The 24032-nt window shown below is 55.7% G+C and carries 22 protein-coding genes and 2 pseudogenes; 6 read left to right on the top strand and 18 right to left on the bottom strand.

The window, feature by feature from the left end; genetic code table 11:
- Window positions 1-49 precede the first annotated feature (49 nt).
- From ACKXF7_RS11260 to ACKXF7_RS11200, 13 genes are all read right to left on the bottom strand, one after another.
- Window positions 50-1249, bottom strand: coding sequence for an ABC transporter permease (locus ACKXF7_RS11260; RefSeq protein ID WP_423741324.1), 1200 nt, complete (start codon window positions 1247-1249; stop codon window positions 50-52).
- Entirely contained in the window at window positions 1246-1995 is a 750-nt protein-coding gene (locus ACKXF7_RS11255) for an ABC transporter ATP-binding protein (protein ID WP_423741323.1), read from the bottom strand. The genes ACKXF7_RS11260 and ACKXF7_RS11255 overlap by 4 nt, the downstream gene beginning before the upstream one ends.
- Window positions 1995-3734, bottom strand: a complete 1740-nt coding sequence (locus tag ACKXF7_RS11250) for an efflux RND transporter periplasmic adaptor subunit (protein ID WP_423741322.1) — start codon at window positions 3732-3734, stop codon at window positions 1995-1997. Before ACKXF7_RS11250 ends, ACKXF7_RS11255 begins: the two co-directional genes overlap by 1 nt.
- A 247-nt stretch (window positions 3735-3981) precedes the next feature.
- Window positions 3982-5331 carry a HAMP domain-containing protein gene (locus tag ACKXF7_RS11245; protein ID WP_423741321.1) on the bottom strand — a complete coding sequence of 450 codons (1350 nt, stop codon included), beginning with the start codon at window positions 5329-5331 and terminating at the stop codon, window positions 3982-3984.
- Complete coding sequence (locus tag ACKXF7_RS11240; RefSeq protein ID WP_249236751.1) at window positions 5328-6053, bottom strand: response regulator transcription factor; 726 nt, start codon at window positions 6051-6053, stop codon at window positions 5328-5330. Before ACKXF7_RS11240 ends, ACKXF7_RS11245 begins: the two co-directional genes overlap by 4 nt.
- Before the next feature lie 119 nt (window positions 6054-6172).
- On the bottom strand, window positions 6173-7159 hold the full coding sequence (dctP, locus tag ACKXF7_RS11235) for a TRAP transporter substrate-binding protein (RefSeq protein ID WP_339395658.1): 987 nt from the start codon (window positions 7157-7159) through the stop codon (window positions 6173-6175).
- A gap of 123 nt (window positions 7160-7282) precedes the next feature.
- Window positions 7283-8584 (bottom strand): TRAP transporter large permease, encoded by a 1302-nt coding sequence (locus tag ACKXF7_RS11230; RefSeq protein WP_423741320.1) that lies wholly within the window; start codon window positions 8582-8584, stop codon window positions 7283-7285.
- Window positions 8585-8587: 3 nt separating this feature from the next.
- Window positions 8588-9142, bottom strand: a complete 555-nt coding sequence (locus ACKXF7_RS11225; protein ID WP_423741319.1) for a TRAP transporter small permease — start codon at window positions 9140-9142, stop codon at window positions 8588-8590.
- A gap of 11 nt (window positions 9143-9153) precedes the next feature.
- Window positions 9154-10182 (bottom strand): TRAP transporter substrate-binding protein, encoded by a 1029-nt coding sequence (locus tag ACKXF7_RS11220; protein ID WP_423741318.1) that lies wholly within the window; start codon window positions 10180-10182, stop codon window positions 9154-9156.
- 225 nt (window positions 10183-10407) lie between these two features.
- Window positions 10408-11199 (bottom strand): response regulator transcription factor, encoded by a 792-nt coding sequence (locus ACKXF7_RS11215; RefSeq protein WP_423741317.1) that lies wholly within the window; start codon window positions 11197-11199, stop codon window positions 10408-10410.
- Window positions 11196-12683, bottom strand: coding sequence for a histidine kinase (locus ACKXF7_RS11210; RefSeq protein WP_423741316.1), 1488 nt, complete (start codon window positions 12681-12683; stop codon window positions 11196-11198). The genes ACKXF7_RS11215 and ACKXF7_RS11210 overlap by 4 nt, the downstream gene beginning before the upstream one ends.
- Before the next feature lie 121 nt (window positions 12684-12804).
- The gene (locus ACKXF7_RS11205; RefSeq protein WP_423741315.1) at window positions 12805-14127 is read right to left on the bottom strand and encodes a sensor histidine kinase; all 1323 of its coding nucleotides are present in this window, start codon (window positions 14125-14127) and stop codon (window positions 12805-12807) included.
- A 15-nt stretch (window positions 14128-14142) separates the two neighbouring features.
- Window positions 14143-14865: a LytR/AlgR family response regulator transcription factor gene (locus tag ACKXF7_RS11200; protein ID WP_423741314.1), complete on the bottom strand. Its 723-nt coding sequence runs from the start codon at window positions 14863-14865 to the stop codon at window positions 14143-14145.
- Window positions 14866-15254: 389 nt separating this feature from the next.
- Here ACKXF7_RS11200 and ACKXF7_RS11195 point away from each other — a divergent pair, with 389 nt between their 5' ends.
- The 5 genes from ACKXF7_RS11195 (at window position 15255) to ACKXF7_RS11175 (ending at window position 17587) form a co-directional block, all read left to right on the top strand.
- Window positions 15255-15884, top strand: coding sequence for a TetR/AcrR family transcriptional regulator (locus ACKXF7_RS11195; RefSeq protein ID WP_423741313.1), 630 nt, complete (start codon window positions 15255-15257; stop codon window positions 15882-15884).
- A gap of 40 nt (window positions 15885-15924) precedes the next feature.
- A complete protein-coding gene (locus tag ACKXF7_RS11190) occupies window positions 15925-16251 on the top strand; it encodes a TfoX/Sxy family protein (RefSeq protein ID WP_339395649.1) in 327 nt (108 codons plus the stop codon).
- A gap of 183 nt (window positions 16252-16434) precedes the next feature.
- On the top strand, window positions 16435-16860 hold the full coding sequence (locus tag ACKXF7_RS11185) for an RNHCP domain-containing protein (RefSeq protein WP_423741312.1): 426 nt from the start codon (window positions 16435-16437) through the stop codon (window positions 16858-16860).
- Window positions 16861-17019: 159 nt separating this feature from the next.
- Entirely contained in the window at window positions 17020-17403 is a 384-nt protein-coding gene (locus tag ACKXF7_RS11180) for a hypothetical protein (RefSeq protein ID WP_423741311.1), read from the top strand.
- Window positions 17366-17587 (top strand): hypothetical protein, encoded by a 222-nt coding sequence (locus ACKXF7_RS11175; RefSeq protein ID WP_423741309.1) that lies wholly within the window; start codon window positions 17366-17368, stop codon window positions 17585-17587. Before ACKXF7_RS11180 ends, ACKXF7_RS11175 begins: the two co-directional genes overlap by 38 nt.
- A 195-nt stretch (window positions 17588-17782) precedes the next feature.
- On the opposite strand, the pseudogene ACKXF7_RS11170 reads toward ACKXF7_RS11175, so the two are convergent.
- From ACKXF7_RS11170 to ACKXF7_RS11150, 5 genes and pseudogenes are all read right to left on the bottom strand, one after another.
- Window positions 17783-19352 (bottom strand): annotated as a pseudogene (locus ACKXF7_RS11170) (recombinase family protein).
- 18 nt (window positions 19353-19370) lie between these two features.
- Window positions 19371-19883, bottom strand: a complete 513-nt coding sequence (locus tag ACKXF7_RS11165) for a transcriptional regulator (RefSeq protein WP_423741308.1) — start codon at window positions 19881-19883, stop codon at window positions 19371-19373.
- 14 nt (window positions 19884-19897) lie between these two features.
- Window positions 19898-20437: pseudogene (locus ACKXF7_RS11160) on the bottom strand (DUF6036 family nucleotidyltransferase).
- A gap of 236 nt (window positions 20438-20673) precedes the next feature.
- Window positions 20674-20898: a hypothetical protein gene (locus ACKXF7_RS11155; protein WP_348583393.1), complete on the bottom strand. Its 225-nt coding sequence runs from the start codon at window positions 20896-20898 to the stop codon at window positions 20674-20676.
- A gap of 132 nt (window positions 20899-21030) precedes the next feature.
- Window positions 21031-22038, bottom strand: a complete 1008-nt coding sequence (locus ACKXF7_RS11150; protein WP_339395645.1) for a helix-turn-helix transcriptional regulator — start codon at window positions 22036-22038, stop codon at window positions 21031-21033.
- A gap of 296 nt (window positions 22039-22334) precedes the next feature.
- Between ACKXF7_RS11150 and ACKXF7_RS11145 the strand changes: the two genes are divergently transcribed.
- Window positions 22335-24029: a dynamin family protein gene (locus ACKXF7_RS11145; RefSeq protein ID WP_423741307.1), complete on the top strand. Its 1695-nt coding sequence runs from the start codon at window positions 22335-22337 to the stop codon at window positions 24027-24029.
- Window positions 24030-24032 lie beyond the last annotated feature (3 nt).

Raw genomic sequence — 24032 nt, 5'->3', positions numbered from 1 at the left:
AGCTCCGGCATTGCGCCGCTTCAAGCGGACCGTGCCAGTGAGAGGGTTATCAGTCATAGCGCAGCGCTTCGATGGGGTTCAGCCGGGCCGCACGCTTTGCGGGCAGGTAGCCGAACAGCACACCGATGCCCACCGAAATGCCAAAGGCCACAGCCACCGAGCCAAGGGACGGCGACACGGTCATTTCCATATCGCTCATGACCAGTGGCAGGATCCTGTTGGCAAGCGCGGAAAGCAGATAGCCGAGACCGATGCCCAGCACGCCGCCGAGGGCGGAAGTGGTGGCAGCTTCGGTGACGAACAGGCCCAGAATGACCCGTTCCTTCGCACCCAGCGCCTTGCGGATGCCGATCTCACGGGTGCGCTCGGTGACGGACACCATCATGATGTTCATGATGCCGATGCCGCCCACCAGCAGCGAGATCGCCGCAATGGCTGTGAGGATGGTGACGACCATGTTCACCATGGAGGTCATCATATCCAGCATTTCGCTCATGCTGGTGACCATGTAGCCCTCATCGGAATTGAGCAGCTCCTGCAGGCCGTTTTCCAGTACGGTCTTTGCTTCGGAAATGTTGTCCTCGCTGGTCACGGTGACAGCGTAGGAGCTGGCGGTGCTGGTTTTGGAAACGCGGAGCGCCGTGGTGTAGGGCAGCAGAACGATATCATCGCTGCTGCCCTCCTGATCCGAGGTGTCTGTCACCTTGGCTTCCAGTACGCCCACAATGGTATATTTTTCTGAGCCGATCTTGATGGTCTGGCCCACGGCATTGCCGCCATAGGCCACACGGCTGATATAGTCGCCCACAACGCAGATCTTCTTGTTGTCGGTCAGATCCACATAGTTGATGCCGCGCCCGACGCGGACGGTGTAGCCGCTCATCCCAAGATAGCTCTCGCTCACGCCCTTGACGGAGGTGTTGCTGTAGCTGGTGGTGCCCACCTTCACGGTGCCGTTGATGCTGGCTGTCGGCGACACCGCCTCGAACAGATCCGGGTGGGCATCCACGAGGCTGTAAACATCCTCCACCTTCACTGACCGGGAGCCGTAGCCCATGACCTGCACGCTGATGATATTGGTGCCAAGGTCTGCAAAGCTGGACGCGATGCTCTGGGTCATGCCGTTGCCCAGACCCACGATGACGATGACCGCCGTCACGCCGATGATAATGCCCAACATGGTGAGGAAGGTGCGGAACTTGTTGCTCCAGATGTTCTGGACGGCCTCGCGGAAGGTCTCATAGATCATGATGCGCTCCCCTCCTGTTCCGTCCTGATCCCACAGCCGGGCTGCACCACGGCCTCAGGTGCGTGGGCATCGCCGTCATACACCACACGGCCGTCCTCCAGCCGGATGATGCGCTGGGCCTGCACGGCAATGGAGTTATCGTGGGTGATGAGCACCACGGTATTGCCCTGCCGGTGCAGCTCCTGCAGCATTTTCAGTACCTCACGGCCGGTGTGGCTGTCCAGTGCACCGGTGGGCTCGTCGGCCAGAATGACAGCCGGACAGCCTGCCAGTGCCCGCGCGATGGAAACACGCTGCTGCTGACCGCCGGAAAGCTGGTTGGGCTTGTTCCGGAGCTTATCTCCAAGGCCCACCCGTTCCAGCGCTGCGGCGGCACGGCGATGACGCTCCCCGCGCGGCACCCCAGCATACACCAGCGGAACCTCCACGTTTTCCATCAGGCTGAGCTTGGGCAGCAGATTATACTGCTGAAAGATGAAGCCCAGCAGCTCGTTGCGGATCTCGGCCAGTTCATCGCGGCTCATTCTGCCCACATCCCGGCCATTGAGTTTGTAGGTGCCAGCCGTGGGCACATCCAGACAGCCAATGATGTTCATGCAGGTGGATTTGCCGGAGCCGGACTGGCCCACGATGGCCACGAACTCGCCCTTGTTGATCTGCATCGAAATGTGATCTGCAGCCTTTACAAGGGTATCGCCCATCTGGTAATACTTGCACACATGATCAAATTCAATGAGGGCACTCATCAGAAGCCACCTCCCGGGCCTCCGCCGCCGGGGCCTCCGTTCCCTCTGCCGTGCCCGCCGCTGCCGCCCGGGCCCACCATGAACTCCATGCTGTCGCTGGCGTTCTGCTTTTCAGCAGCGTCGGCATCGTAGGCGATGGTGTCGCCCTCCTGCAGGCCGCCGGTCACCTCGATCGAATCGTTGTCGCTGGTGCCGGTGGTGATCTTCACGTACACATAGCCGTCCGGCGCAGTCATATCCTGCACGGCGTTGACGGCACTGGGCGAGTCCTTGGTGACAAGCACGTAATTGCCGCGCACCACCGCGCCATTGGGAATGGTGAGGGCATTCTCGGCACTGCTCACCTCGATCTCCGCCGTGGCATTCATGCCGGGCAGCAGGTCGCCGGTGTCATCGATGCGGATGGTCACCGGGTAGGTCGTGGTGCCGCCGGTGGTGGTGCCTGCAGCGGAAACGCTGGTGACCACGCCGGTAAAGGTGCGGTCCGAGATGGCGTCTGCGGTGATGGTGACGGTCTGCCCCTCCTTGATGGAGAGGATCTCCAGCTCGTCCACATTCAGGGTCATTTCCAGATAGCTCAGGTCGTAGATGGTGCACAGCGTCTCGCTGGAAGCCGTGTCGGTGCCCACAGTGTCACCGGCCTTGACATTCTTCTGGATCACGGTGCCGCTGATGGGCGAGGTGATGGTATAATTTTCCATCTGCTTTTCGGTGTCGCTCATGGAAAGCTGTGCGTTCAGCAGGCTGTCGGCAGCGGACTGCACCTGCCTGCTCAGCTCGGTGCCGGAAAGCTGCACAATGGCCGTGTTCGCCGCAACGGCAGTGCCCTCTTTGACACAGACAGCGGACACGGTGCCGCTGGTGGTGGCTGTGACGGTCTGCTGGTGCTGGTAATCGAACCGGGCCGAGGCCAGCGCACTGACGCCATTGATGGAGGCCGACGCTGCCTGTGCGGTGGTCAGGCTGCCGTTGTTCGGCACCGCAATGGTCACGGTGCGCACCAGCAGATTGCCGCTGCTGATGGTGTCGGTGCCGGCCACAGCCTGCACCGTGCCGGAAAGGGTCTCAAAGGTACCGTTGAGCATGACCTGTGCAGCCTGACCCACGGCAAAATTGGAAGCATCTGCCGCCGGGAATTCCAACGTGAGCAGCAGGCTGGAATCATCCCGCACGGTGGCGATCTCCTGCCCGGCGGTTACGTAGTCACCGGCCTTGACCTTGATGGAAGCCACTGTGCCGCCAATGACACTGCGGATGTACTGGGCATCGGCGGCATCGTCGTAGCTGCGCTGCGCCTGCTCCAGAGCGAGCTGGGCCTTTTCCACGCTGGTGGCAACGTCTGAGCTGTCGATGGTATACAGCACCGTTCCCTTTTCGATGGTATCACCCACCTCGAAATCGGCGGTGAGCACGGTACCCTTCACCAGCGACTTGACCGTATAGGTATTGGCTGCGGAAATGGTTCCGGAACCGCTGAAGGTGTTGGTGATATCCCGCCGTTCCAGCGCTGCTTCCACATACTGGGTGCTGGCCTGCACGTCTTTTTTGCTGGTTTTGGGCAGCAGCACCGCAGCGGCCACCGCCGCCACGCACACCACCGCCGTGATCTTTTTCCAGTTGTGCTTCAAAAACTGTTTCGGGTCTTTTTTGCCCGGCTGCGCCGCCGGGCTTTCAAATCCCAGCAGCTCCTGCCGGGCCTCCGGCAGCTGCGCCGGCTCGCTGTTTTTCTTTCGCAGCATTGTATCGCCCCTCCTGTATTGTGTACAGCGGTGGTACTCCCCCGCCAATATCTGGAAGTATACAGGATGATTCTTAGGAAAAGGGGCAGGAATTTCTTAAGAGTGGTTAAGATGAAAAAAGACAGCGTCAGCTTTTCCATGGGGAAAGCCCCTGCAAAGCCACATCCTTTTCCGCACCGCCAAAGCTGAGAGGGTACAGCAGCTGACAACAAAAAAACTGCCGCACTCTCATGCAGCAGTTCTAAATTTACTCTTTTGCTGTTTTGAACAGCAGTGTCATGCGGAAAACGCCCTCCGGCTGCTCAATGCGGCAGACACCCTGCATTTTTTCCATCATGGTTTCGATGCTGGGCAGGCCCACCTTGGTGCTCTCTGAGGAAGCAGGCACCGGCAGCACGCAGTTCTCAAAACAAAGCCCCGCTCTGCTTCCCTCCTGCACAAAGCGCACGACAACATCCCTGTCCGGATCTGCATACTTGAGCAGATTGGAGGTGATGTTATCCAGAATGCGGCGCACATACTGCCCGCTGACCGAGAGCAGCACGTCCTCATCGCCCAGTTCCAGCGCGCAGGCAAAGCCGCGCTGCTGCAGCGTTTCCACCATTTCCGTGAGCGGCTCTTCAAACACCGCTGAAAAATGTGCGGGCGGGTCCAGCACGGCCACGGTATCCCGGGTGACCAGCGCATACTCGAACAGATTATCCGAAAGCTGCTTGATCTGCCGGGCCTTCGCGTCGATCTTGTTCAGGTAATTGTCGGCCTGTTCCGGCGTTTCGTACTTGCGGCAGCGCAGGATCTCGGTATACAGCAGCAGGGTGGTCAGCGGCGTGCGCAGGTCGTGAGACATTTCGGTGATGAGGTTTTTCACCTTGGCCGATGCCTGTGCCTCCTCTTCCTGCTGCTGGCGCAAGGTCACCCGCATGGAGTCCAGACAGGACGCCAGCGTGGTGATCTCATCGCTGCCGCGGATGGTAATGGGGTGATCCAGATCGCCGCCCTCCATGGCCTGGATCTCCTCGCTGAGCTGCACGACGTAGCGCACGATCCTGCGGCAGTGCAGCAGGAAGAGGCTCGGGAACCACCATAAGATGCACAGGGAAAGCAAGATCTCGCACCCGATGCCGTAATAGGTATTGAAGCCGTTGTAATAGAGCATCGCGCTCACCTCGCCGTCTGCAAAGGTGAGCGTGTAGCAGGGCAGCCAATCGTAAAAGTCGGTCTTATCCACCAGAACACCCGTGTTATGATCCGATGTGCCGTTCTGCGGCAGAAACGAGATCATCCCGTCTTTGGGTGCAAACGAAGAGTAGATCATCGTCTGGCCCCGGTAGAGTTCCAGCAGGGTATAGCGCCGCTTATGGCTCCAGTCTGTCAATTCCTTTACATCGGTGCTGGCAAGGTGATGTTCGGTCACATAGCTCTGCAGCTCCTGCACCTGTTTCTGGGTGGCGTGCTGCTGTACCTCCGTGCGGCTGAACCAGAAGCGCAGCCCCTTGGCAAGCACCACCTGCGATACTGTCAGCAGCAGCACGCTTTCCAGCGCCGCCAGCGCAATGATGCGTATGAACTGCTTTGCAAGGCCGTGATGCTCTTTCATAAGCGGCCTTCCTCTCCGGCAGCAAAGCGGTAGCCTTTGCCCCACACGGTACAGATACGGGCGGGTTTTTGCGGATCATCCTCCACCTTCATGCGCAGATTGCGGATGTGCACCATCACCGTGCCGTTGGAGACATAATAATAAGGCTCGTTCCACACCGTTTCGTAGATAACCTGGATGGAATAGATGCGCTGCGGGTTCTGCATCAGCAGCCGCAGGATCTTGTATTCGGTCTCGGTCAGGTCCACCTCCCGCTCATCCACCCACACCCGGTTGCAGTCCAGCGCAAGCCGCACGCCGTGCGCTTCCAGCGTGGTGTTGCGCGGCTTCTGCGGTGCCTGCTCCTTGCCCAGATAGACGCAGTACCGGCGCAGCAGTGCCTTGACCCGGGCACTGAGCTCCGTAAAGGAGAAGGGTTTTGCCAGATAGTCGTCGCCGCCCGCAGTCAGGCCCAACAGCTTATCGGATTCCTGCGATTTTGCGGTGAGGAACAGGATGGGCACCGTTGAGCTCTTGCGCAGCTCCTCACACACGCGCAGGCCGCTCATGCCCGGCATCATGATGTCCAGAATGACAAGATCCACCTCCGGGTTGAACAGTTCCAATGCCCGCAGGCCGTTTTCCGCCTCCAGAATATGATAGCCTTCCCCTGACAGCAGGATGCGCACACCGTCCCGGATGTCCGGGTCGTCCTCCACGATCAGAATCGTCTGTCCTGCCATTCTCTTTTCCTCCCAGTTTTCATTCATTTCTTTCAGTATACCAGCCCGCTGCCGCGTTTTCCACGAAAGATTTCTTAGGAAATATTAAGAGTGTCTTTTTGAATCATTCTTTAGCGGCCTCAATTCCGCTGTATCTCTTCCACCAGCGGCAGATAGTCGGCACAGTATTTCTGGTACAGCGGCTGAACCAGCTGGCGGAAGTTCTGCATTTCTTCTTCGGGCAGCGGCAGTTCCCGGCACCCACCCGCCAACGCCGCTTCGCGGGCCGTTGTTTCCTCCTGTGCCCAGAGCTGGCGCTCATACTGTGCCGATGCCCGGGCGCATTCCTGCAGGATCTTCCGGTATTCCTCCGGCAGTGCATTCCATGTGCGGCCGGAAGCCAGCTGCACCTCCGGCACGCGGCTGTGTTCATCGGCCATGTAGTACCGCGCCACCTTGTAGTGCTCCATGGAATAGTAGGCCGGCCAGTTGTTCTCAGCAGCATCGATCTGTCCGGTCTCAAAGGCCGAGTATACGTCACTGTAGGCCGAAGTTTCCGGCACTGCACCCAGCAGGCGGATCATATCGATCACGATCTGGGAGTCCTGTACGCGGATGGTCTTGCCCTGCAGGTCGCTCAGGCTGCGCACCGGCTGACGGGCATAGAAGGAGCGGGCACCTGCGTCATACCAGCTCAGGCCCACCATGCCCTGCGCGGTAAAATCCTGCAAAAACGCCTCCCCGATGCTGCCATCCAGCACACGCCACATATGGTCGGCATCCCGATAGAGGTACGGCAACAGCAGCACATTGAGCCGGGGCAGATCATCGGCGGCCACCGACAGTGACACACGCGCAAAATCCACGCCGCCAATGGCAAGCTGCTCCCACACCTGCTGCTCTGAGCCGTACTCGCCGTTCACCTTGACCTGAACGACCACCCTGCCCCCGGTCTGCTGCTGCACAAGGTCTGCAAAATACTGCGCACCCTGCGTGGTGGGATACCCGGCAGGCTGGTTGTCGGCATAGGTCAGCACAAAGTCCGGCACGGTCTGCGGCTGCGCGGCACAGCCTGCCAGCTGCAGCGCAGCAAGGCCCAGTCCGGCCAGAAAAGTCCGTCTGCGCATCTTGTCTCACTCCCCTTTTGCTGATAGTATACCGCAGCGGCACAGGGTTGTGCAACAGGAAAAGGCGGTGCCCGCCGCAAAGCAGGTACCGCCTTTTAGGAGAAGAAAAAGGAGATGTCTCAGTTACATCAGGCCCATTGCCTGAGGCAGTGCGGTAGACACTGCCGGGATAAAGGTGACCAGCAGCAGACCGCCGATGATGGCCACATAGTACATGAGCATGTACGGCATGACCTTGGCAAGCGAGGTGCGGCCCACCTTGATGCCCACGAACAGTGCATTGCCCACAGGTGGGGTGATGTTGCCGATGCACAGGTTATACACGAGGATCAGACCGAACTGTACCGTGCTCATGCCAAAGCTCTGGCAGATGGGCAGGAACAGCGGGGTGAAGATAAGGATGGCCGGGGTCACGTCCATGAAGGTGCCGGACACCAGCAGGATCACGTTCATGATGAGCAGGATCACATACTTGTTGCTGGTCAGGCTGAGCAGGGCAGCCGCCACAGCATCCGGGATCTGCAGGAAGGCCATGACCCAGCCCAGAATGTTGGAAACGCCCACCAGGAACACCACCATGCCGGACATCTTGGCAGAGTCCACAATGATCTTCCACAGGCTTTTCAGGTTGATGGAGCGGTAGCAGAAAGCCAGCACCAGCGCGTAGACGACCGCGATGGCAGAGCCCTCGGTGGCGGAGAACACACCGCCGATGATGCCGCCGATGACCACGATGATCAGGGACAGAGAAGGCAGGGCGCGCAGGGTGCATACGCCGAGATTTTTCCAGTCGAACTTGCCGGGAGTGCCTTTATAGCCCAGCTTGACAGCCAGCAGCACGCCCACCACACAGCAGCACAGTGCCCAGATGATGCCGGGGATGTAACCGGCCATGAACAGCGCCGCCACAGAGGTACCGCCGGACGCCAAAGAGTAGGTGATCAGAGCGTTGGACGGCGGGATCAGCAGGCCGGAGCAGGAAGAGGCGGCGTTGGTGGCAGCAGTAACGGCGGGGTCGTAGCCCTGCTCCTCGGCACCGTCGCGGATGATGGAGCCGACGGCGGCAGCCGCGGCGGAGGCGGAGCCGGAAATGGCGCCGAACAGGGCGTTGGTGCCGATGTTGGTCACCAGCAGTGCGCCGGGCAGCTTGCCCAGAATGGCCATGACGAAATCCACCAGACGCTTGGCGATGCCGCCCTGATTCATGATGTTGCCCGCCAGAATGAAGAACGGGATGGCGGTAAGGCTGAACTTGCTCATACCCACAAAGGTGCGCTGAGCAGCCGTCAGCACTGCCACGTTCAGATCGATGGAAGAAAGGATGGCAGTCAGCGAAGAGACTGCAATGGCGTACGAGATAGGCACGCCGAGAAACAGCAGCACCAGCAGCACTGCCAGGATCACGAGTAATGCTTGAATTGCCACAGCTTAGTCCTCCTTGTTTTCCTTGTCAGCATCGGCAGCCATCTCGGCTTCCACCTTTGCATAGTCTGCATCCTCCGGGACATCCAGACAGATGGAGCCGTTGGCGATGCCGATAATGTTCAGCACGGAATACACCAGAATGATCACGCCGCAGACCGGCATGACCCAGTAGAACACACCCACGGCCACGCCCAGCGAGGAGGTCTGCTGGCCCATTGCCAGCTTGGACACCTGAAAACCGCCGAAGACCAGAATGGCAGCAGAGAAGATGAAGGCGATGACCTCGGCAAAGATGTGGAATGCCTTGCGCATGGTGGGGTTGAACCGGTCTACCAGCACGGGGATGTTCATGTGGCCGCGCTCACCGGAAACGATGGTAGCGCCCAGCATGGTGCTCCAGCCGAACAGATAGCCCACCAGCTCTTCCGACCATGTGGAGGGCGAATTGAAGATGTAACGGACGATGACCTGATAGGCAGTCAGCACCACCATGACCGTCATGCTCAGGCCTGCCAGCAGGTTGAGCAGCTTGTTCAGAGTATTTCTCAGTTTTTCCATGATGCTCCTCCTCAGTCCGCAGTATGGGCAGCGTTGTGCTGCTGGATCCGATCATAAATGGGCTGCAGCTCCGGATTTGCTGCCAGCACGGAATCGTGCAGGGGGGCCATGGCCTCCTGGAACGGTGCAGTGTCCGGATAGATGAAGTTGACATGCTGCTCATTCTCAGCCTTGTCCTTGGCCTCGGCCACAGCATCCTCCCATGCATCCTGCTCGGTGCTCTTTACGATCTGAAAGCCCTCTTCAAAGATGGCGCGCTCCTCGGCGCTGAGCCCGTTCAGGAAGGCGTAGTTTGCCACCAGAAGATCCGGCACCATCTGGTGCATATCGTAGGAGTAATACTTGCAGATATCACCGTGGCCGTTATCGGTCAGGGCCAGCTCGTTGTTCTCGGCACCATCCAGAATACCGGCCTGCAGCGCGGTATACACATCACCGAAGCCCATGGGGGTGGCGGTGCCGCCCAGCAGACGCATCATTTCCACGTTGGTGGGCGACTGCTGCACGCGGATCTTCAGGCCCTTCAGATCGGAAGGCTGGTTGATGGGGGTCTTGATGGTGTAGAAGTTGCGGGTGCCTGCGTCCAGCCATGCCACCGTTTCCAGACCGGCCTTGGAGGTGGTCTTGAAAATGGGGTCGGTCACCTCGGGGTCGTCCATGGCCTCGTGGTAGGCTTCCACGCTGGAGAACAGATACGGCAGATTGAAGATCTGGTACTTGGCACTGAAGGTCTCCATGATGGCAGTGGATGCCACCACAAAGTCGATAGCACCGGTCTGGGTCAGCTGCACCATTTCGGTCTGAGAGCCAAGCAGCTCGCTGGGGTACACTTCCACGCGGTACTTGTCGCCCAGTTTCTCGTTGATGTAGTTGGCAAAGGCTTCCAGACCCAGATGATCCGGGTGGGTCTGGGACTGCACATGGCCGATGCGCACGATCTTGCGGTCATCGCCGTCGGAGCCCGCTCCGCAGCCGGTGAGCATCATGCCGCTGGTCAGTGCCGCTGCGCCCATCAGCGACAGAAACGTTCTTCTCTTCATGAATTGCATCCTCTCTTTTCTCTCTTTTTCTATGATTCGATTTTAACAAACCGTGAATTTTTGCGAAACCAGATTATTTTGCGAAACGCAGCACGATTTTATCTTTGTTGTATCCAAGTACAATTTTTGCATCCCTCAGACGAAAGAAACTGGCAAAAACAAAGAAGCACCCGTCCTTTTCCTGCTGACAGGCAGGAAAGAACGAGTGCTTCTTTTCTATCCGTTTTATCCTTGTACTGCTTTTTCCGCTGCGGCCATGCGGTACTCCGAAGGGGTCTGGCCCGTCAGGCGCTTGAACACCCTTGTAAAATAGTTGGCATCGCTGTAGCCCACAGCCGCACCGATGTCCTTCATGTTCAGGCGCGGGTCCAGCATCAGCTGGCGGGCCCTGTTCACCCGGTATTCATTTAGATAGGCCGAAAAGTTCACCTTGAAACACTGTTTGAACAGCTTGCAGAAGTAAGCATCCGAGTAACGCAGGGCAGCTGCGGCATCCTGCATGGAGATGTCTTCCCGATAGTGGGCATCGATAAAGCTGCCGATCTCGGCCCGGATGATGGCGGTGCGCATGTCCCCGTCCTCCTCTGGGCGGACAGGCTCCTCCGGCACAGGGGCTTGCAGCGGGCGGACAGGCAGCTGCACCGACACCTGCCGGATGGCTTCCTCCACCGCAAACACCAGTTCCTGCTCGTTGTAGGGCTTGAGCAGATACTCCATGGCCCGCACGGAGATCGCCTGCCGCGCGTAGTCGAACTTGTCAAATCCGGTCAGGAACAGGATCGCACAATTTTTGTCTGTCTCGCGGATCTTGCGGGCCACTTCCAGCCCGGTGAAGCCGGGCATTTCAATGTCCAGAACCGCCACCTGCGGTGCTTCGCGGGCAAAGAGCTCCATGGCTTCCCTGCCGTTTTTCGCCTCGTACAGGCTGATCAGATCCCCCAGATATTTCTGCAGCGTCTTGCACAGCACCTTGCGCTCGATCAATTCATCCTCTGCCACCAGCAATTTGCACTTCACGAAGGTTCTCCCTCCCTTTCTTCCGTCCACTGCGTCTGTGGGATCTCAAACCGTACCACTGTGCCGCGGCCTGCGCGGCTGTATACCTGCATTTTGCCGCCCGGATACAGCATCCCGATGCGGCGGGAAATATTGCCAAGGCCAATGCTGCGGCCGGTCTGCTCACTCTGGGCGATTCTGGCCTGCAGGGTATCCAGTTCCTCTGCCGTCATTCCCCTGCCGTTGTCCGCGACCGTGAGCACCAGCACGCTGCCCTGCATCCATGCCCGCAGCAGGATGCGCCCGCCTTCCTCGCAGGACTTGAGCCCGTGAGAATATGCATTTTCCACCACCGGCTGCAGTATAAAGGACGGCACCAGCACCGCCGCAGGCTGCACCCGGATGCTCTTTTCCACCGTAATGCGTCCATCGAACCGCATCTGCTGCAGATAGATATAATCTTCCAGCCCGTCCAGTTCCTCTTCCAGTGTGATCTGCTGACGCTTGGTGCGCAGATTGTGCCGGAACAGGCTGCCCAGATGCACGATCATCTGGTCGGTGGTGGAAGCGTCCTCCAGCCGGGCCATGCAGGAGATCATGTTCAGGGTATTGAACAGGAAATGCGGGTTCACCTGACTCTTGAGCACTTCCAGCCGGGTGTGTTCCAGATCTTTTTCCAGTGCAAGGTTCCGCACCTCTTCCCGGTGCAGGGCCTGCTGGGTGCTCAGCTGCTGGGCCATGGCGTGCTTCATCTGGTTGAAGGTGCCTGTCAGCCGCCCCACCTCGTCACTGCTTTTTATCGGCAGAGTCCAACCGGAAGAGTCCCCCTCGGCAATGCTGCGGGAAGCCTGCGCCAGCTCCAGCAGCGGGCGCACCACCGCGCGGCTCAGTCCCCGCACCAGCAGCACCATCAGTGCTGCCGCCGTCAGGAACAGCCCCAGATACAGCCACGGCAGATGCCGGATGTGGGCCGCCGTGCTGCTGTAAAGGGTATTTTCCTGTTCCAGTGTGGCCTGCGTCAGCCGCAGTGCATACTCGGCAAGATAATCCTGCAGGGCCATCACATGGTACATCCGTTCGATGTAGGTATCCGCTGCGGGCGAAAGCCGTAAAAAGGCGTCCCGTTCCTGCCGGTAGCCCTCGTAGCCCTGCAAAAGGTTCCATGTGCGGGCATAGCGTTCCGCACCGATGCGGGCATAATCGAAGGGCAGAGCCGCAAGGCTCTGTTCGGCCGCAGCGCAGGCGGCGGTGTAGGCCTGCTCACTTTCCGAGGTGGGCTGCCGCACATAGCGTGCAAAAGCCTGTGTTTCGTCCTTGATGGCATCCTGCACCGTGTAACAGGCGGCGTTGTCGGCCAGCAGCGCGTCAAAGGCGCGCACGGCCCACTGACCCACCACCGTGGCGATGCCGTTGGAAAGCATCGTTACCAGCAAAATCGCGGCAAGCCATGCCATGACCCTGCGGCGCAGGGAGATCCCGCCCCGCGTAGTTTTGTTCGGTGCCATACGCTCCCCTCCTGCCCTGCTGTACCCAGTCTTTCGTTTAAGTATACCGATTTCCCGGGGAAAGTGCAACCAAAAAGCACCGGCTTGTGCAAAAAAGCCGGTGCCTGAGGGCAGGAATATTCTACAGGTTCAGCAGCACATTGGCCCGGAAAACGTTGCCGCCCGTTTCCACCGTCAGATTGCCGTTATATCTGTGCACGGCAGTTTCGACGGAAACAAGGCCGATGCCCTGTCCGTCATGTTTGGTGGAGTGCAGAACGCGGCCCTGCTTTTTCAGCACGCCATCGTAGCGGTTTTCCACCATCAGGCCCATCATGGCCGGACTGAGCATCCGGGCCAGCACCTTGACCTGCCGTTCTTCCGGCGGCAGCTTCTGGCTGGCATGGAGCGCATTTTCCAGCAGATTGCCAAGAATGGTGCACAGGTCGGCTTCCGGCAGGGGCAGGAATCTGGGCAGTTCCAGCTTCCATTCGATCTGGATGCCCTGTTTCCGGGCCTCGTAGTCGTAGTGGCCGGCAAGCGCATCCACCGCAGCGTTGACGCACAGGGTGGGTCTGGCATCGCTGAGTTCGCTCTCGTACTGGCTCAGGTAGCTTTTCAGTTCATCCAGCCGCCCGGCCTCGGTCAGGCCGGAGATCACATGCAGGTGCTGGCGGAAATCGTGCCGCAGGTGGCGGGTCTGTTCCAGATAGCTGCGCAGCTCCATATAGCGGCGGGACTCCACGGCCAGCAGCTGGTTTTCGCGGTCCAGCTGGGAGCTGCGGGCATACTCCTTTGCCACGCGGTACATCTCGTACAGCAGCAGAAAGATGCCCAGCAGCGAGATGCTCACTGCCAGCACCGCGATGATGCGGATGCGGTTCATCAGGATGATGCCGATCTCCTTCGGCATACAGAACACCAGAAACGCCGCGTACAGCGCCGGCAGCGGCCATGCCGACTCCCAGAAGGCTTCGCCGTGGTACTCCTGCAGCAGCCACCGGCTCCAGCGCACTGCCGTAAAGCGGAAGATGGCGCTGAGTATCACCGAGAGGGTCAGGCAGATGACCGAGGTGCTGGGCAGAAACACCGGCTGTGCATTGTCCAGCTCAGCTTCCGCGTTCAGAACAACGGCAAGCAGGGTGCACACAGACATCATCACTGCCGACACCGAGAACAGAAACATGGTCTGGCTGATCGATACTTCCCGGTCGGTGCGCCAGCGCAGCAGCCAGAAGCTGATGATGAGCAGCGGGATGAGCAGGAAATTTGTTTCTATGTCCAGCATGCAGCACACCGCTGCGCCAGCCAGACCCATCAGTGTGATTGCCGACGCACCGATGGCATAGGTTTTACGCGGCGCACGCAGGTGCTCCTGCAGCGAGGCAAGGCAGAGGTATTCTGCCGGATACATCATTGCAAATTCCAGAAAAAAACGTCCAAACAATGCAAAATTCACAAGCATTCCTCCTCTCCGGACTCACATCTGCCGCTGCATATTGCGGAACTGATACTGCGTAAACTGTGCCAGCAGGCTTTTTTTATCCTTCTGCCGCACTGGCAGGCGGGCTCCATCCAGCATTTCAATGCATTCACCGTCGAACCGCAGCACCTTGGACATGTTGATGATGACCCCTCGGTTGCACACCAGAAAATCCGGCTGGGTCATCAGCTGTTCCTGCACCTGTGCAAAGTTTGCCGCAGCGCGGCACTCGCCGTCATCGGTAACGACCTTTACAAAATGGTTCTGGGCCATGGCATAGTAGATCTTTTTCAGCGGCAGATGCACGGTCTGGCGGGCAATGCGCACCTCCAGCTCCGGCTGCTGCCGCCCCAGCACCCGCCGCAGCTCCCCTGCCAGATGGTCAAACTTTTCTTTTTTATACGGTTTGAGCAGGTAGTCGAACGGATGCACCGGAAAGGCATCCCACACATACTCCGGCGAGGATGTCACAAACACGATAAGCAGCTCCGGATCTGCGGCGCGCAGCTGCCGCGCCGTCTCGATGCCGTTTGTGCCTTCCATGCAGATATCCAGAAACACCACCTGATATCCCTCGCCCGGAAATTCCTTCAAAAAATCGTCTCCGCACACAAACCGCCTGCAAAGGATCTCTTCCTCGCCAAATGCCTTTTTCAGCAGCTGTTCCAGCCGCTCGGCATCCGGTTTCTGATCTTCCACGATCGCTGTCCGCAGCTTCATTGCTGCACCCCCTGTTCCTTCCACGTCCTGATACTTATATTATAGCACAGCTTCCGCATTCTGTGGCCAGTGATTCGCGCACAAAACAGAGCGATTCACGCAGGATACAGTGAAAAACAGGTAGTACACCGTCGCAGGAAAGGCTGATTTTTTTGTTCAGACCATTGACACTCGTTAGCAGGTTTGCGTAGATTCTGCTACGGGAGACTATCACGGTTAAGCTGAGCACGACTGGGGAAATCAACCTGTGGAAAGCACTGAAGTAATTATGGACGCTGTTGGTCTGCGCTAACGATTTTGTTTCCATTGTCTTAAAAAAATCTTGACAATGGGAACTTTTTTGATTATAGTAGAACTAACAAACATTAGTTAGCGAAAGGCAAAGGGAAATGGAAGATACCAAGCAACGCATTCTGGAAAAGTCTCTGGAACTGTTTTCGACCAAAGGATACGATGCCGTCAGTGTGGGCGAGATTGCAAAGGCAGTGGGCATCAAGGCACCCTCGCTTTACAACCATTTCCCCAGCAAGCAGGCGATTTTTGATGCCATCGTAGAATCAACGGCTGCCCACTACGAAAAAGATACGGGCAGGATCGACATTCATGTGCAGAATGTTAAGCAGGACTGCCCTACGTTTTCTCATATTTCGGAGCAGGCTCTTGCGGACAAAGTTCGGCAGATCTTCCTGTATTCTTTGCACGATAAGCAGATCAGTCAGTTCCGCCGGATGATGACGCTGGAGCAGTTCCGCTCCCCGGAGCTTGCGGCACTGTTCTCGGAACGCTATGTAGACCGTATGATCTCTTACTATGCAGGTATCTTCCGTTCCCTGATCGCAGGCGGCGAAATTCGGGACGAGGACCCGGATACACTGGCATGGATGTATGTTTCCCCTATCATCGTCCTGCTGAGCGTCTGCGACCGTCAGCCGGAACGAGAATCCGAAAGCCTTGCAAAGCTGGACGCCCATGTAAAGCTGTTCTTCCGTACCTTTAACATCGAACGAGGAAAAAAATGAAACCATCCAACAGAGCAATGCGAAAAGTGGTGTAAGAATCATGGCTTCCAGCAAAGAGTATCTTCATTTCATTTTGGAACAGTTATCTGATTTAGAGGATATCTCGTATCGGTCTATGATGGGAGAATACATCCTCTATTATCATGGCAAAATCGTCGGCGGGATCTATGATGACAGATTGCTTGTAAAGAAAACAAGATCTGCTTTGGAATGTATGCCTGCGGCGGTTTGTGATTTTCCGCATGAAGGAGCGAAAGAAATGCTGTTGGTGGAGGAAGTTGACAACAAAGAATTTCTCACAAAACTGTTTGAAGCGATGTACGATGAATTGCCGTCACCAAAACCAAGGCGAAGGAAGGAGGCTTGATAATTTCAGCACACGTTTATAGGACCCAAAAATCTGAATTTTACGGTACAAAAATATAAGGAGAACTTTTTGAAACATACAACATTTGCACTGGAGCTTGTGGGCTGACCGGGAGGTCTGGCAAATACCACAAGCCACTCCTCCCGAAGACGAACAGACACAATTCTTCAGGAGGACGATACCATGAATCGTGAAAACAAACGCAAGACCTTTGAAAAAGGTTACTATAAGACCCACGCCTGCAACGATACCTTTACCTGCAAAGTCTGCGGGCGGGTCTGCACCCCGCAAAATGCCGGGAGCGACCACCGCAACCATTGCCCCAACTGCCTGTCCAGCCTTCATGTGGACGAAGAACCCGGCGACCGTGCCTCCGACTGCGGCGGCATCAGGGAGCCGGTGGCCGTCTGGGTACGCAAAGGCGGCGAGTGGGCCATCATCCACCGCTGCAAACGCTGCGGAAAACTCAGCTCCAACCGGGTGGCGGCAGATGACAACCCCATGAAGCTCATGAGCATTGCCATGAAGCCGTTGTGCGCTCCGCCGTTCCCGCTGGACTATATTGAAGAAATGACCGCCTTGATGGGCGGCGATGGACGGATGCGATAAGCCGCAGCCAAAAACGAAAAGGCCGCTGTGTCGGAGAAGCGCTCTGCGACACAGCGGCCTTTTTGCAACTTACCCCCCTGATTTTTACAACTTACCGCACCCATCATGGAACAATCGGGCGTTCTGTGCTATATTCTTTGCAGGGAAAGGAGTGAGGACATGAAGGTACCGGAAAGATGGTTCGCCGCGCTTCAAGACCTTCTATGGCAAGACCCAGAAGAGGAGGTCAAGCTCAAACTGAAAGAGTATCAGGATGCGCTTATCAGCGGTGTCCAGTTGGATACGATCCTGTACTTTGAAGATTGGGCCGATACATGGTTCGAGGGTCACAAGGATAATATCGCTCCCACGACACAGGAAAGCTACAAATACTGCCTGAAAATGCTCAAAGAGGGATTTTATCATCGCCCCTTGACCGTCATACGCCCCATCGACATTGAAAATTTCCTGAAAAGGATTCGGGCGCGATGGCCGCTCAGATTCTTACATCAGCAAGGCACGAGGGATGCTCTACCAGATCTTTCAAAAGGCAGAAGCCAATGACCTTGTGCGCCGTAACCCAGTCCGGCTTGCTGAAAAGATGCGGGCATCCGGCACCGCAAAACGCAAGGAAGCCTTCACCACAGAGGAAGTCGCCCACTTAATGAAGGTTCTCCCCGATGACCGCATGGGCTTGAGCATCCGGCTTTTGCTCGGCACTGGAATGAGAATGCCGACACCGAGATGACTGAGCATTATCTCCATGTTCAGGAATCCATTCGGCAGAGTGCGATCCAGTTGTTCAGTGAGGCGTTTTCGGCCTGAAAATTGGACGGAACGGCACTAATTAGACCAGATAAAATCTTTGGTATTGTGGTCAAAACCAAATGAGGCCAGCCTGTAAACAAAAAATCCAACGATTTATAACGTGAAATCGTTGGATTTATGATCCAGCAGAGCCGGACAAATCCGAACTTGTCGGGGCACGGCCCCTCCATCTTGCTTGCGCAAGACCGTTCTGTTGCTCAAAAGCCCCACTGGGGCTTTCGTTGCTTCGCAAACGCAAACTTTTTTCTCCGCAATCGGCGGTCAAAGTGTCCTCAAATCGGACGGTTTGGGTACCATCCTTGTAGTTGAACGTGAGCAGCATCCGGTCATCGTACAGAAAAATGGCATTTACAAAAATTTCAATCAGCGCCTTCCGCTGCTTTTTCTGCGAAATATCGAACTTTCTAAACTTCATCAACCAGAATCGGATGAAATTCTCATTGAAGCTGGGCTTCTTCAATTTTTCATCTGCAATTTTACAGTCAGCTCATCTTTCTGGCTTTCCAGCGCTTCCAGACGCTCTTTCGTTGTCCGGGTGTACAGGCCGTCCTCGATTGCCTTCATCAGGTTGTCCAGCTTTTTGTTGACCTCTCGCAGTTGCTTTTCCAGCAGCGGGATCGTGGTGTTCTCCTGATTCTGGACATCCATGACCAATTGAACGTTCTTGTCGATCACCGCATCGTCCTGAATCAGCTTCATGGTTTCCCGGACGACCAGCTCTTCCAGCCATTCTTTCTGCACGGTCTTTTTGTTGCAGCCCTTACGCCGCTTGACGTTGGCGCATTTATAATAATAGTAGGTGCGTCCGGTGGCACTGGTTCCGCTTTCGCCGAACATCAGCTCACCACACTTGCCGCAGAACAGCTTGGTAGTCAGCCGATATTCCTCGTCTGCCTTGCCACAGGCAGGGGCACACTTGTTCTTATCCAGACGCTTCTGCACCCGATCAAACAGGTCTTTCGGAACAATAACCGGAATTGCATCCGGCACAACGATATCCCGGAAAGACAATTCTCCAATGTACCGGCGGTTCTTCAGCATGGTATTCACACTGCTGTGGGTCATTTTTCCACCCAGCATATTGCGGACACCCTTGTCGTTGAGAAAGTTTACGATTTCCACCATCTTATCGCCGTTGTCATACCGCTGAAAGGCTTCCAGTACCAACGGAGCGGTCAGCGGGTCAAGATGATAGAACTTGTCATCGTCGATTTTATAGCCGATGGTTCCCGTACCGCCAGTGCACTTACCCTTCAGGGCGTTCTCGGTCTGACCACGAATCACTTTTTCGGACAGCTCTGCCGAATAGTATTCTGCCATGCCTTCCAGCAACGTTTCCACCAGAATGCCCTGTGAACCCTCGGCAATGGGCTCCATAACAGATCAGATGGACACCGTTCTTTTTCAGGATCATCTTATAGTTTGCGCTATCAAAACGATTCCGGGCAAAACGGTCAAATTTCCAGACGAGAACAACATCAAACAGCTTTCTTGCCGCTGTCTTTAATCATCTGCTGGAACTCCGGGCGATTGTCTGTTTTGGCGGAGAATGCACGATCAATGTAGTGTTTGATGACCGTGATACCGTTTTTTTCCGCATAGGCTGTGCATTCCCGAATCTGGCCTTCGATGGATTCTTCGCGCTGGTTATCGCTGGAATAGCGGGCGTAAATTACGGCGGTCATAGACTCACTTTCTTTTCCTTATCGAACAGACGAGTAGCTTTTTGCATACTTGTAAATCTGCCGTGCACAATCAAGGCTCATTTTACTGGAGTCGTTATGTCTGAGCCATGCGTTCACATTGCCCGGATTCAGCTTCAAGTCCGTGTAAAGGCGATAATTCGTCAGTTTCTTTTTCTGCTGAAGTTCCAATACCCGACGATGGATCAACTCTTTTGTGTCATTGTCCGCAAGGGCGGCATCCCGTACCGAACAATAGCTGCGCCAGACTTTCCGGTAGCCTTCCGGCAGTTCAGGTGACTGATTTTCCAAAAGCAGCAGCATTTGCGCCAGCGAATAGCGATCGGAAAGCCGCTCATATTCCGCAACAACAGCGCTGTTTACGGTATAGCGGAGCAACAAATCTACTTTATCAAAGGCCAGTGCATAGAGAAACAGCGGTTCTTTCAGGCGGGGATTTTCGTTCAGACAATCCGCCAGCTTATGGACACTTGCCGTCTGCACCCCGGAAAGCTCTGCCACATACTGCTTCAAGAAGCCCTCAAATGTCAGCTTTCGCATGGTCTCCACCTCTCCACATACGCCTGATAGCGGATATAGAAATCCCGATATCGCCAGTCGTTCAAGATGCTGGCTCTCAACTCATCCTCATCCGTTGCAAGGTGTTCCAGCAAATCTCAATTCAACGAATCCCGCACAGCCTCGCTCTCTACGTCTGCCTTGTCGGTGTCCCGGAAAGAGCACAGCTTTGCAATCACTAAATCTTCCAGACTGGATGTATAGAACTGCACCTTTGTACCACCAAAGGGTAGCGGCTGAAGCCGGTCTTGGAAGTTATACGGGAAATTGTCGATGTAGGCTTCCACATCGGTGTTGATGTCGTACTTGCCAAGCAAACTGTACAGTTCTTTCGGAACACTCAAGGCATCAATGTCATGAGTAGCGCGGGTCAGCTTTCCCAACAAAATGAACGCACTGCCGCCTACAATCACCATCTGATAGCGGTCGTTATTGTCGATCATCAGATCGGCGTCTTCGTCCAGACGTTCCAGACGCTTGCGGAGGTCATCTAAGATCACCTTTCCCATAAAGCAGCCTTTCGTATTTTCAATAATAGTATTCTCCAAGATTATTTCAAAGGCAAGACCGTATGTTGTCAAGAGAAAATTAGACGCTTCACAATTTTATGCTTATTACGGGTTCGTTTTATATAGCACGATTCTCCAACTTCCGATTTATTTGGCTCTCTCATATGTCTCCTTCTATCATACTTTTTGTCCTACGGAAATGTCGTTTTTTCTATATTTCCCCATAAAAATGACCATCAGTAAATCAGCTCCTGTGGTGGCGGGAGTGGGGTAGGACGAATCGGCTTTTCTGCATGGATCATTCCACTGCCGTCCAGTTCTTCCACAGGAAAGGATTCCAGTGCTGGTTTCTGCGGCACTACTTCCAGTGAATCTGCCAGTTTGCGTCCCAACTTTCTGCGGTGCGGTTTCTCCGGTGGCAAAGGTTGTCGGACGGTGTCCGGTGCGTGTGTCTTTCTCATGATCTTTTTCTCCTTTCTATTTTGCTTGTATTATTCTGTTCACCTGAAATGACAATTTTGTCATCTTTGCTTTTTGTCTACGACCTGCAAACCAGTGTTGTTGCTGTTGCGTGAAAAGCGGATTGCCCTGTTTCAGGGCTGGTATCGTTCCAGCATGGCCGTCAGCACACGGAACATCTCTTCCCGTAGAGTCTGCGGTGCAAGCACCTCGACTCGATTTCCTTGACTGAGCAGCCACATCACGATGCCGTTGCCGTAAATCTCGGCCTCGACAAGATACCCATTTGCATCCTGTGAGACGATTTTTGCCGTGGGCAGGCGGTCAAGGATAGCTTCCACGCTGCTGCCCGTGTAGCGCAGCCGGATGCTTTGCAGCCGCCCCGGATACATGAACTGCACCCGTTTGCGGAACTCGCCCTCCTGAAACCGGCTGGCATACGGCAGCGAAAACGTCTGCTCCATAATTTTATAGTCCGCAATGCGGTCGATGCGAAAAATGGCCGGGTAATCGTACTTGCGGGTATACTTTCCATCGTTTTCTTTCGTGATGTAGGCATTCAGATAGAAATAATACTCCGAAAACAGGATAGACACCGGCTCCACAATGCGCTCCACCGCAGATGCCGCGTCTGCACCCTGCCGCTGATAGCGGATACGCATCAGATGATGCTGCTGGATATCGCACCCAATCTCCCACAGCTTATCCTGAATGCCTACCGGATGGGTCAGCTCCACATAATGAAACAGCTCATTGGACACCAGCGCAGAAACCAGCTTGATATTTTCCAGCGGAACGCAGCCTGCCACCAGCTTGTTTAGAATGCCCGACATTTCTTCTTTGGTAAAGGCTCTGCTTTCCAGTAAAATTTTGCTGACTGCCAGGATTTCACTGTTGGTCATCAGCGGCGAGGGACTGCCCACCAGCCGGAAGCCCTTTTGCTGCCGGTCATAAATGATCTGCCGGTTCTCTCCTTTTGCTATGTTACGTTCGGCAAGAAATGCCCGGATGTCATCAATGTCCCGCTGGACAGAACGCTCGTCAATGCCAAACCGGAGTGCTTCTTTGACTTTGGTCAGCGTCCTGCCTGCACATAACTGCTCATAAAGGTCTAAAATTCGTTCGTTTTTGGAATAGCCCATTGCTCAGCCCCCACTTCCTGTGTTCAGTATACGAAAAATCCGTTTAAAATGCAATTCGATTATATTATTGAAGAATGACAGATTCTGTCGTTTTTATTCTGTATACTGGACCTGCATCCAGCAGAAACCGCTTACGTACAGATTTGCGGCTCGCCCTATGGTATTTTTATGCAATTTATGTTATAATTGCACTATGAATTTCACAAATCTCGTCTGATTTTTGCGAATTTCGGCAACGCCATGCCGGATGCCGGGCCGTTCAGAAGCGACAGTATCCAAGAAGAAGGAGAAAAACAATGGTAGATCGTAAAAAGTTTGACCATGCACTTGCGATGCGCCAGCAGTTGGAGGCACATTATCCGGACCGGAATTTTCAGGACGCATTTCAGCTGTCCGAAGAGCTGCGAGATCATTTTGAAATCAAGCTGCTTGTGGTGGGGCATTTCAGTGCCGGCAAAAGTGCCCTGCTGAACGCACTGCTGCAGCGGCCCGCTTTCCTCAAGGAGGCCCAGCAGCCGCAGACTGCGCTTGCCACCGAGCTGGTCTATGACACCACCGAGCAGGCCTTTGCCTACCGGAAGGACGGCTCCTGCGAGGAGTTGCAGGCTGGCAAGGAATATCTTCCGGAGGAGTACAGCCATCTGGAATACCATGTGAATGCCCCTGCGCTGGCACGCATTGCGGACTATACCATCGTGGATACCCCGGGGTTCGATTCCGGCATCGAGGCCCATGCGCAGGCCCTGTCGAACTACATCGGGGTCGGCTCAGCCTATCTAGTAGTCGTTGATCAGGAGAAGGGCGGTCTGGACGAAACCACCCTGCAGTTCATCCGGGAGATCTCGCATTATAGCGATCAGATTGCTGTTGTCCTTAACAAGTGCGACAAAATCACCCCGGATACCGTGGAGCAGATCGTATCCGCCGCACAGGGAACTCTGGAAATGTGGGGCTTCCCGTACAAAGTCTATCCCATCTCTGCCCGGGCAGAGGATTGCTGTACCCAGCTGGAATCCATTCTCGGACAGTTCCATGCACAGAAAGCCTTCGACCGTATCATGACCCGGCAGCTGCGCATCGATCTGGAAAACACAGAAAAACTGTTGCAGATCGAGCAGCGCAAACTCAGTCTGGACACCCACGATTTGGACGAAAGCCTCCGCAGTTTTGAGCGCAGCAAGAAACAGCTCGCGGACGCGTTTGACCAGAAAACACAGCAGGCACAGGACAAGCTCGATCCCCAGACCGAGACCACCCTGGCCTCGGTTCGGCAAGCGCTGACCGCCCATGCCGACACCATTTCCACCGCCTTGCTGAACGGCAACCAGACCGCTGTGAAGGCCATCATTCTGGAAACCATTCGGCCGGTGCTCGTGGCATCCATGAAAAACATCGTATCCGGCCAGATCGATGCTATCACTGCGGAGCTGCAGTTTGACCAGCTCGTCCACAACGATATGGACGCGGAGGATCTTGTAACGATGACCACCAACCTCGCCTCCAACCTGAAGAGCCTGATCGACAGCGGCACCTTTACCCCCGCTCCCCAATCCGGGCTGGGCAAGCACAAAAAGGATGACCGCAACAATACCCTTTACCACGCCATCACCGGCGTTGTGGCCGCTGCCACCGACGCCATCGCACCCTGGCTGGAAGTCATAATCATCCTGCTGCCGGACATCATCCACCTGCTGGAGGGGCTGTTTGCAGAGAAGGACGAGGACATCGTCAAACGAAATTTTATCAACAATGTGATTCCGCAGATCTGCAACAAGCTCTACCCGCAGATCCGCACCAACATCGAGACCAGCACCCGGGAAGTGCAGGCCGCCTACAAGTCGATGCTGGACGAGAAGCTGGAGCAGCTGCAGAACAGCATTGCATCCATCAAGGAGCAGAAGGCGCAGAAAGTCGAAACTTTTGCCGCCTATCAGGGGTACATCACAGAAGACATTGCAGCAATCCAGAAGATGCTGCAGCAGTTGAGGTAACGA

Origin of the sequence: Faecalibacterium sp. 7 (assembly GCF_049562865.1) — a bacterium.
Taxonomy (GTDB): domain Bacteria; phylum Bacillota; class Clostridia; order Oscillospirales; family Ruminococcaceae; genus Faecalibacterium; species Faecalibacterium wellingii.
This window is presented reverse-complemented; position numbering and strand designations above follow the sequence as displayed.

Coding starts and splice junctions, on each gene's coding strand:
- ACKXF7_RS11260 (WP_423741324.1), bottom strand. CDS start 1,249: ATGATCTATGAGACCTTCCGCGAGGCCGTCCAGAACATCTGGAGCAAC.
- ACKXF7_RS11255 (WP_423741323.1), bottom strand. CDS start 1,995: ATGAGTGCCCTCATTGAATTTGATCATGTGTGCAAGTATTACCAGATG.
- ACKXF7_RS11250 (WP_423741322.1), bottom strand. CDS start 3,734: ATGCTGCGAAAGAAAAACAGCGAGCCGGCGCAGCTGCCGGAGGCCCGG.
- ACKXF7_RS11245 (WP_423741321.1), bottom strand. CDS start 5,331: ATGAAAGAGCATCACGGCCTTGCAAAGCAGTTCATACGCATCATTGCG.
- ACKXF7_RS11240 (WP_249236751.1), bottom strand. CDS start 6,053: ATGGCAGGACAGACGATTCTGATCGTGGAGGACGACCCGGACATCCGG.
- dctP (WP_339395658.1), bottom strand. CDS start 7,159: ATGCGCAGACGGACTTTTCTGGCCGGACTGGGCCTTGCTGCGCTGCAG.
- ACKXF7_RS11225 (WP_423741319.1), bottom strand. CDS start 9,142: ATGGAAAAACTGAGAAATACTCTGAACAAGCTGCTCAACCTGCTGGCA.
- ACKXF7_RS11220 (WP_423741318.1), bottom strand. CDS start 10,182: ATGAAGAGAAGAACGTTTCTGTCGCTGATGGGCGCAGCGGCACTGACC.
- ACKXF7_RS11210 (WP_423741316.1), bottom strand. CDS start 12,683: ATGGCACCGAACAAAACTACGCGGGGCGGGATCTCCCTGCGCCGCAGG.
- ACKXF7_RS11205 (WP_423741315.1), bottom strand. CDS start 14,127: ATGCTTGTGAATTTTGCATTGTTTGGACGTTTTTTTCTGGAATTTGCA.
- ACKXF7_RS11200 (WP_423741314.1), bottom strand. CDS start 14,865: ATGAAGCTGCGGACAGCGATCGTGGAAGATCAGAAACCGGATGCCGAG.
- ACKXF7_RS11195 (WP_423741313.1), top strand. CDS start 15,255: ATGGAAGATACCAAGCAACGCATTCTGGAAAAGTCTCTGGAACTGTTT.
- ACKXF7_RS11190 (WP_339395649.1), top strand. CDS start 15,925: ATGGCTTCCAGCAAAGAGTATCTTCATTTCATTTTGGAACAGTTATCT.
- ACKXF7_RS11185 (WP_423741312.1), top strand. CDS start 16,435: ATGAATCGTGAAAACAAACGCAAGACCTTTGAAAAAGGTTACTATAAG.
- ACKXF7_RS11180 (WP_423741311.1), top strand. CDS start 17,020: ATGAAGGTACCGGAAAGATGGTTCGCCGCGCTTCAAGACCTTCTATGG.
- ACKXF7_RS11175 (WP_423741309.1), top strand. CDS start 17,366: ATGCTCTACCAGATCTTTCAAAAGGCAGAAGCCAATGACCTTGTGCGC.
- ACKXF7_RS11155 (WP_348583393.1), bottom strand. CDS start 20,898: ATGAGAAAGACACACGCACCGGACACCGTCCGACAACCTTTGCCACCG.
- ACKXF7_RS11150 (WP_339395645.1), bottom strand. CDS start 22,038: ATGGGCTATTCCAAAAACGAACGAATTTTAGACCTTTATGAGCAGTTA.
- ACKXF7_RS11145 (WP_423741307.1), top strand. CDS start 22,335: ATGGTAGATCGTAAAAAGTTTGACCATGCACTTGCGATGCGCCAGCAG.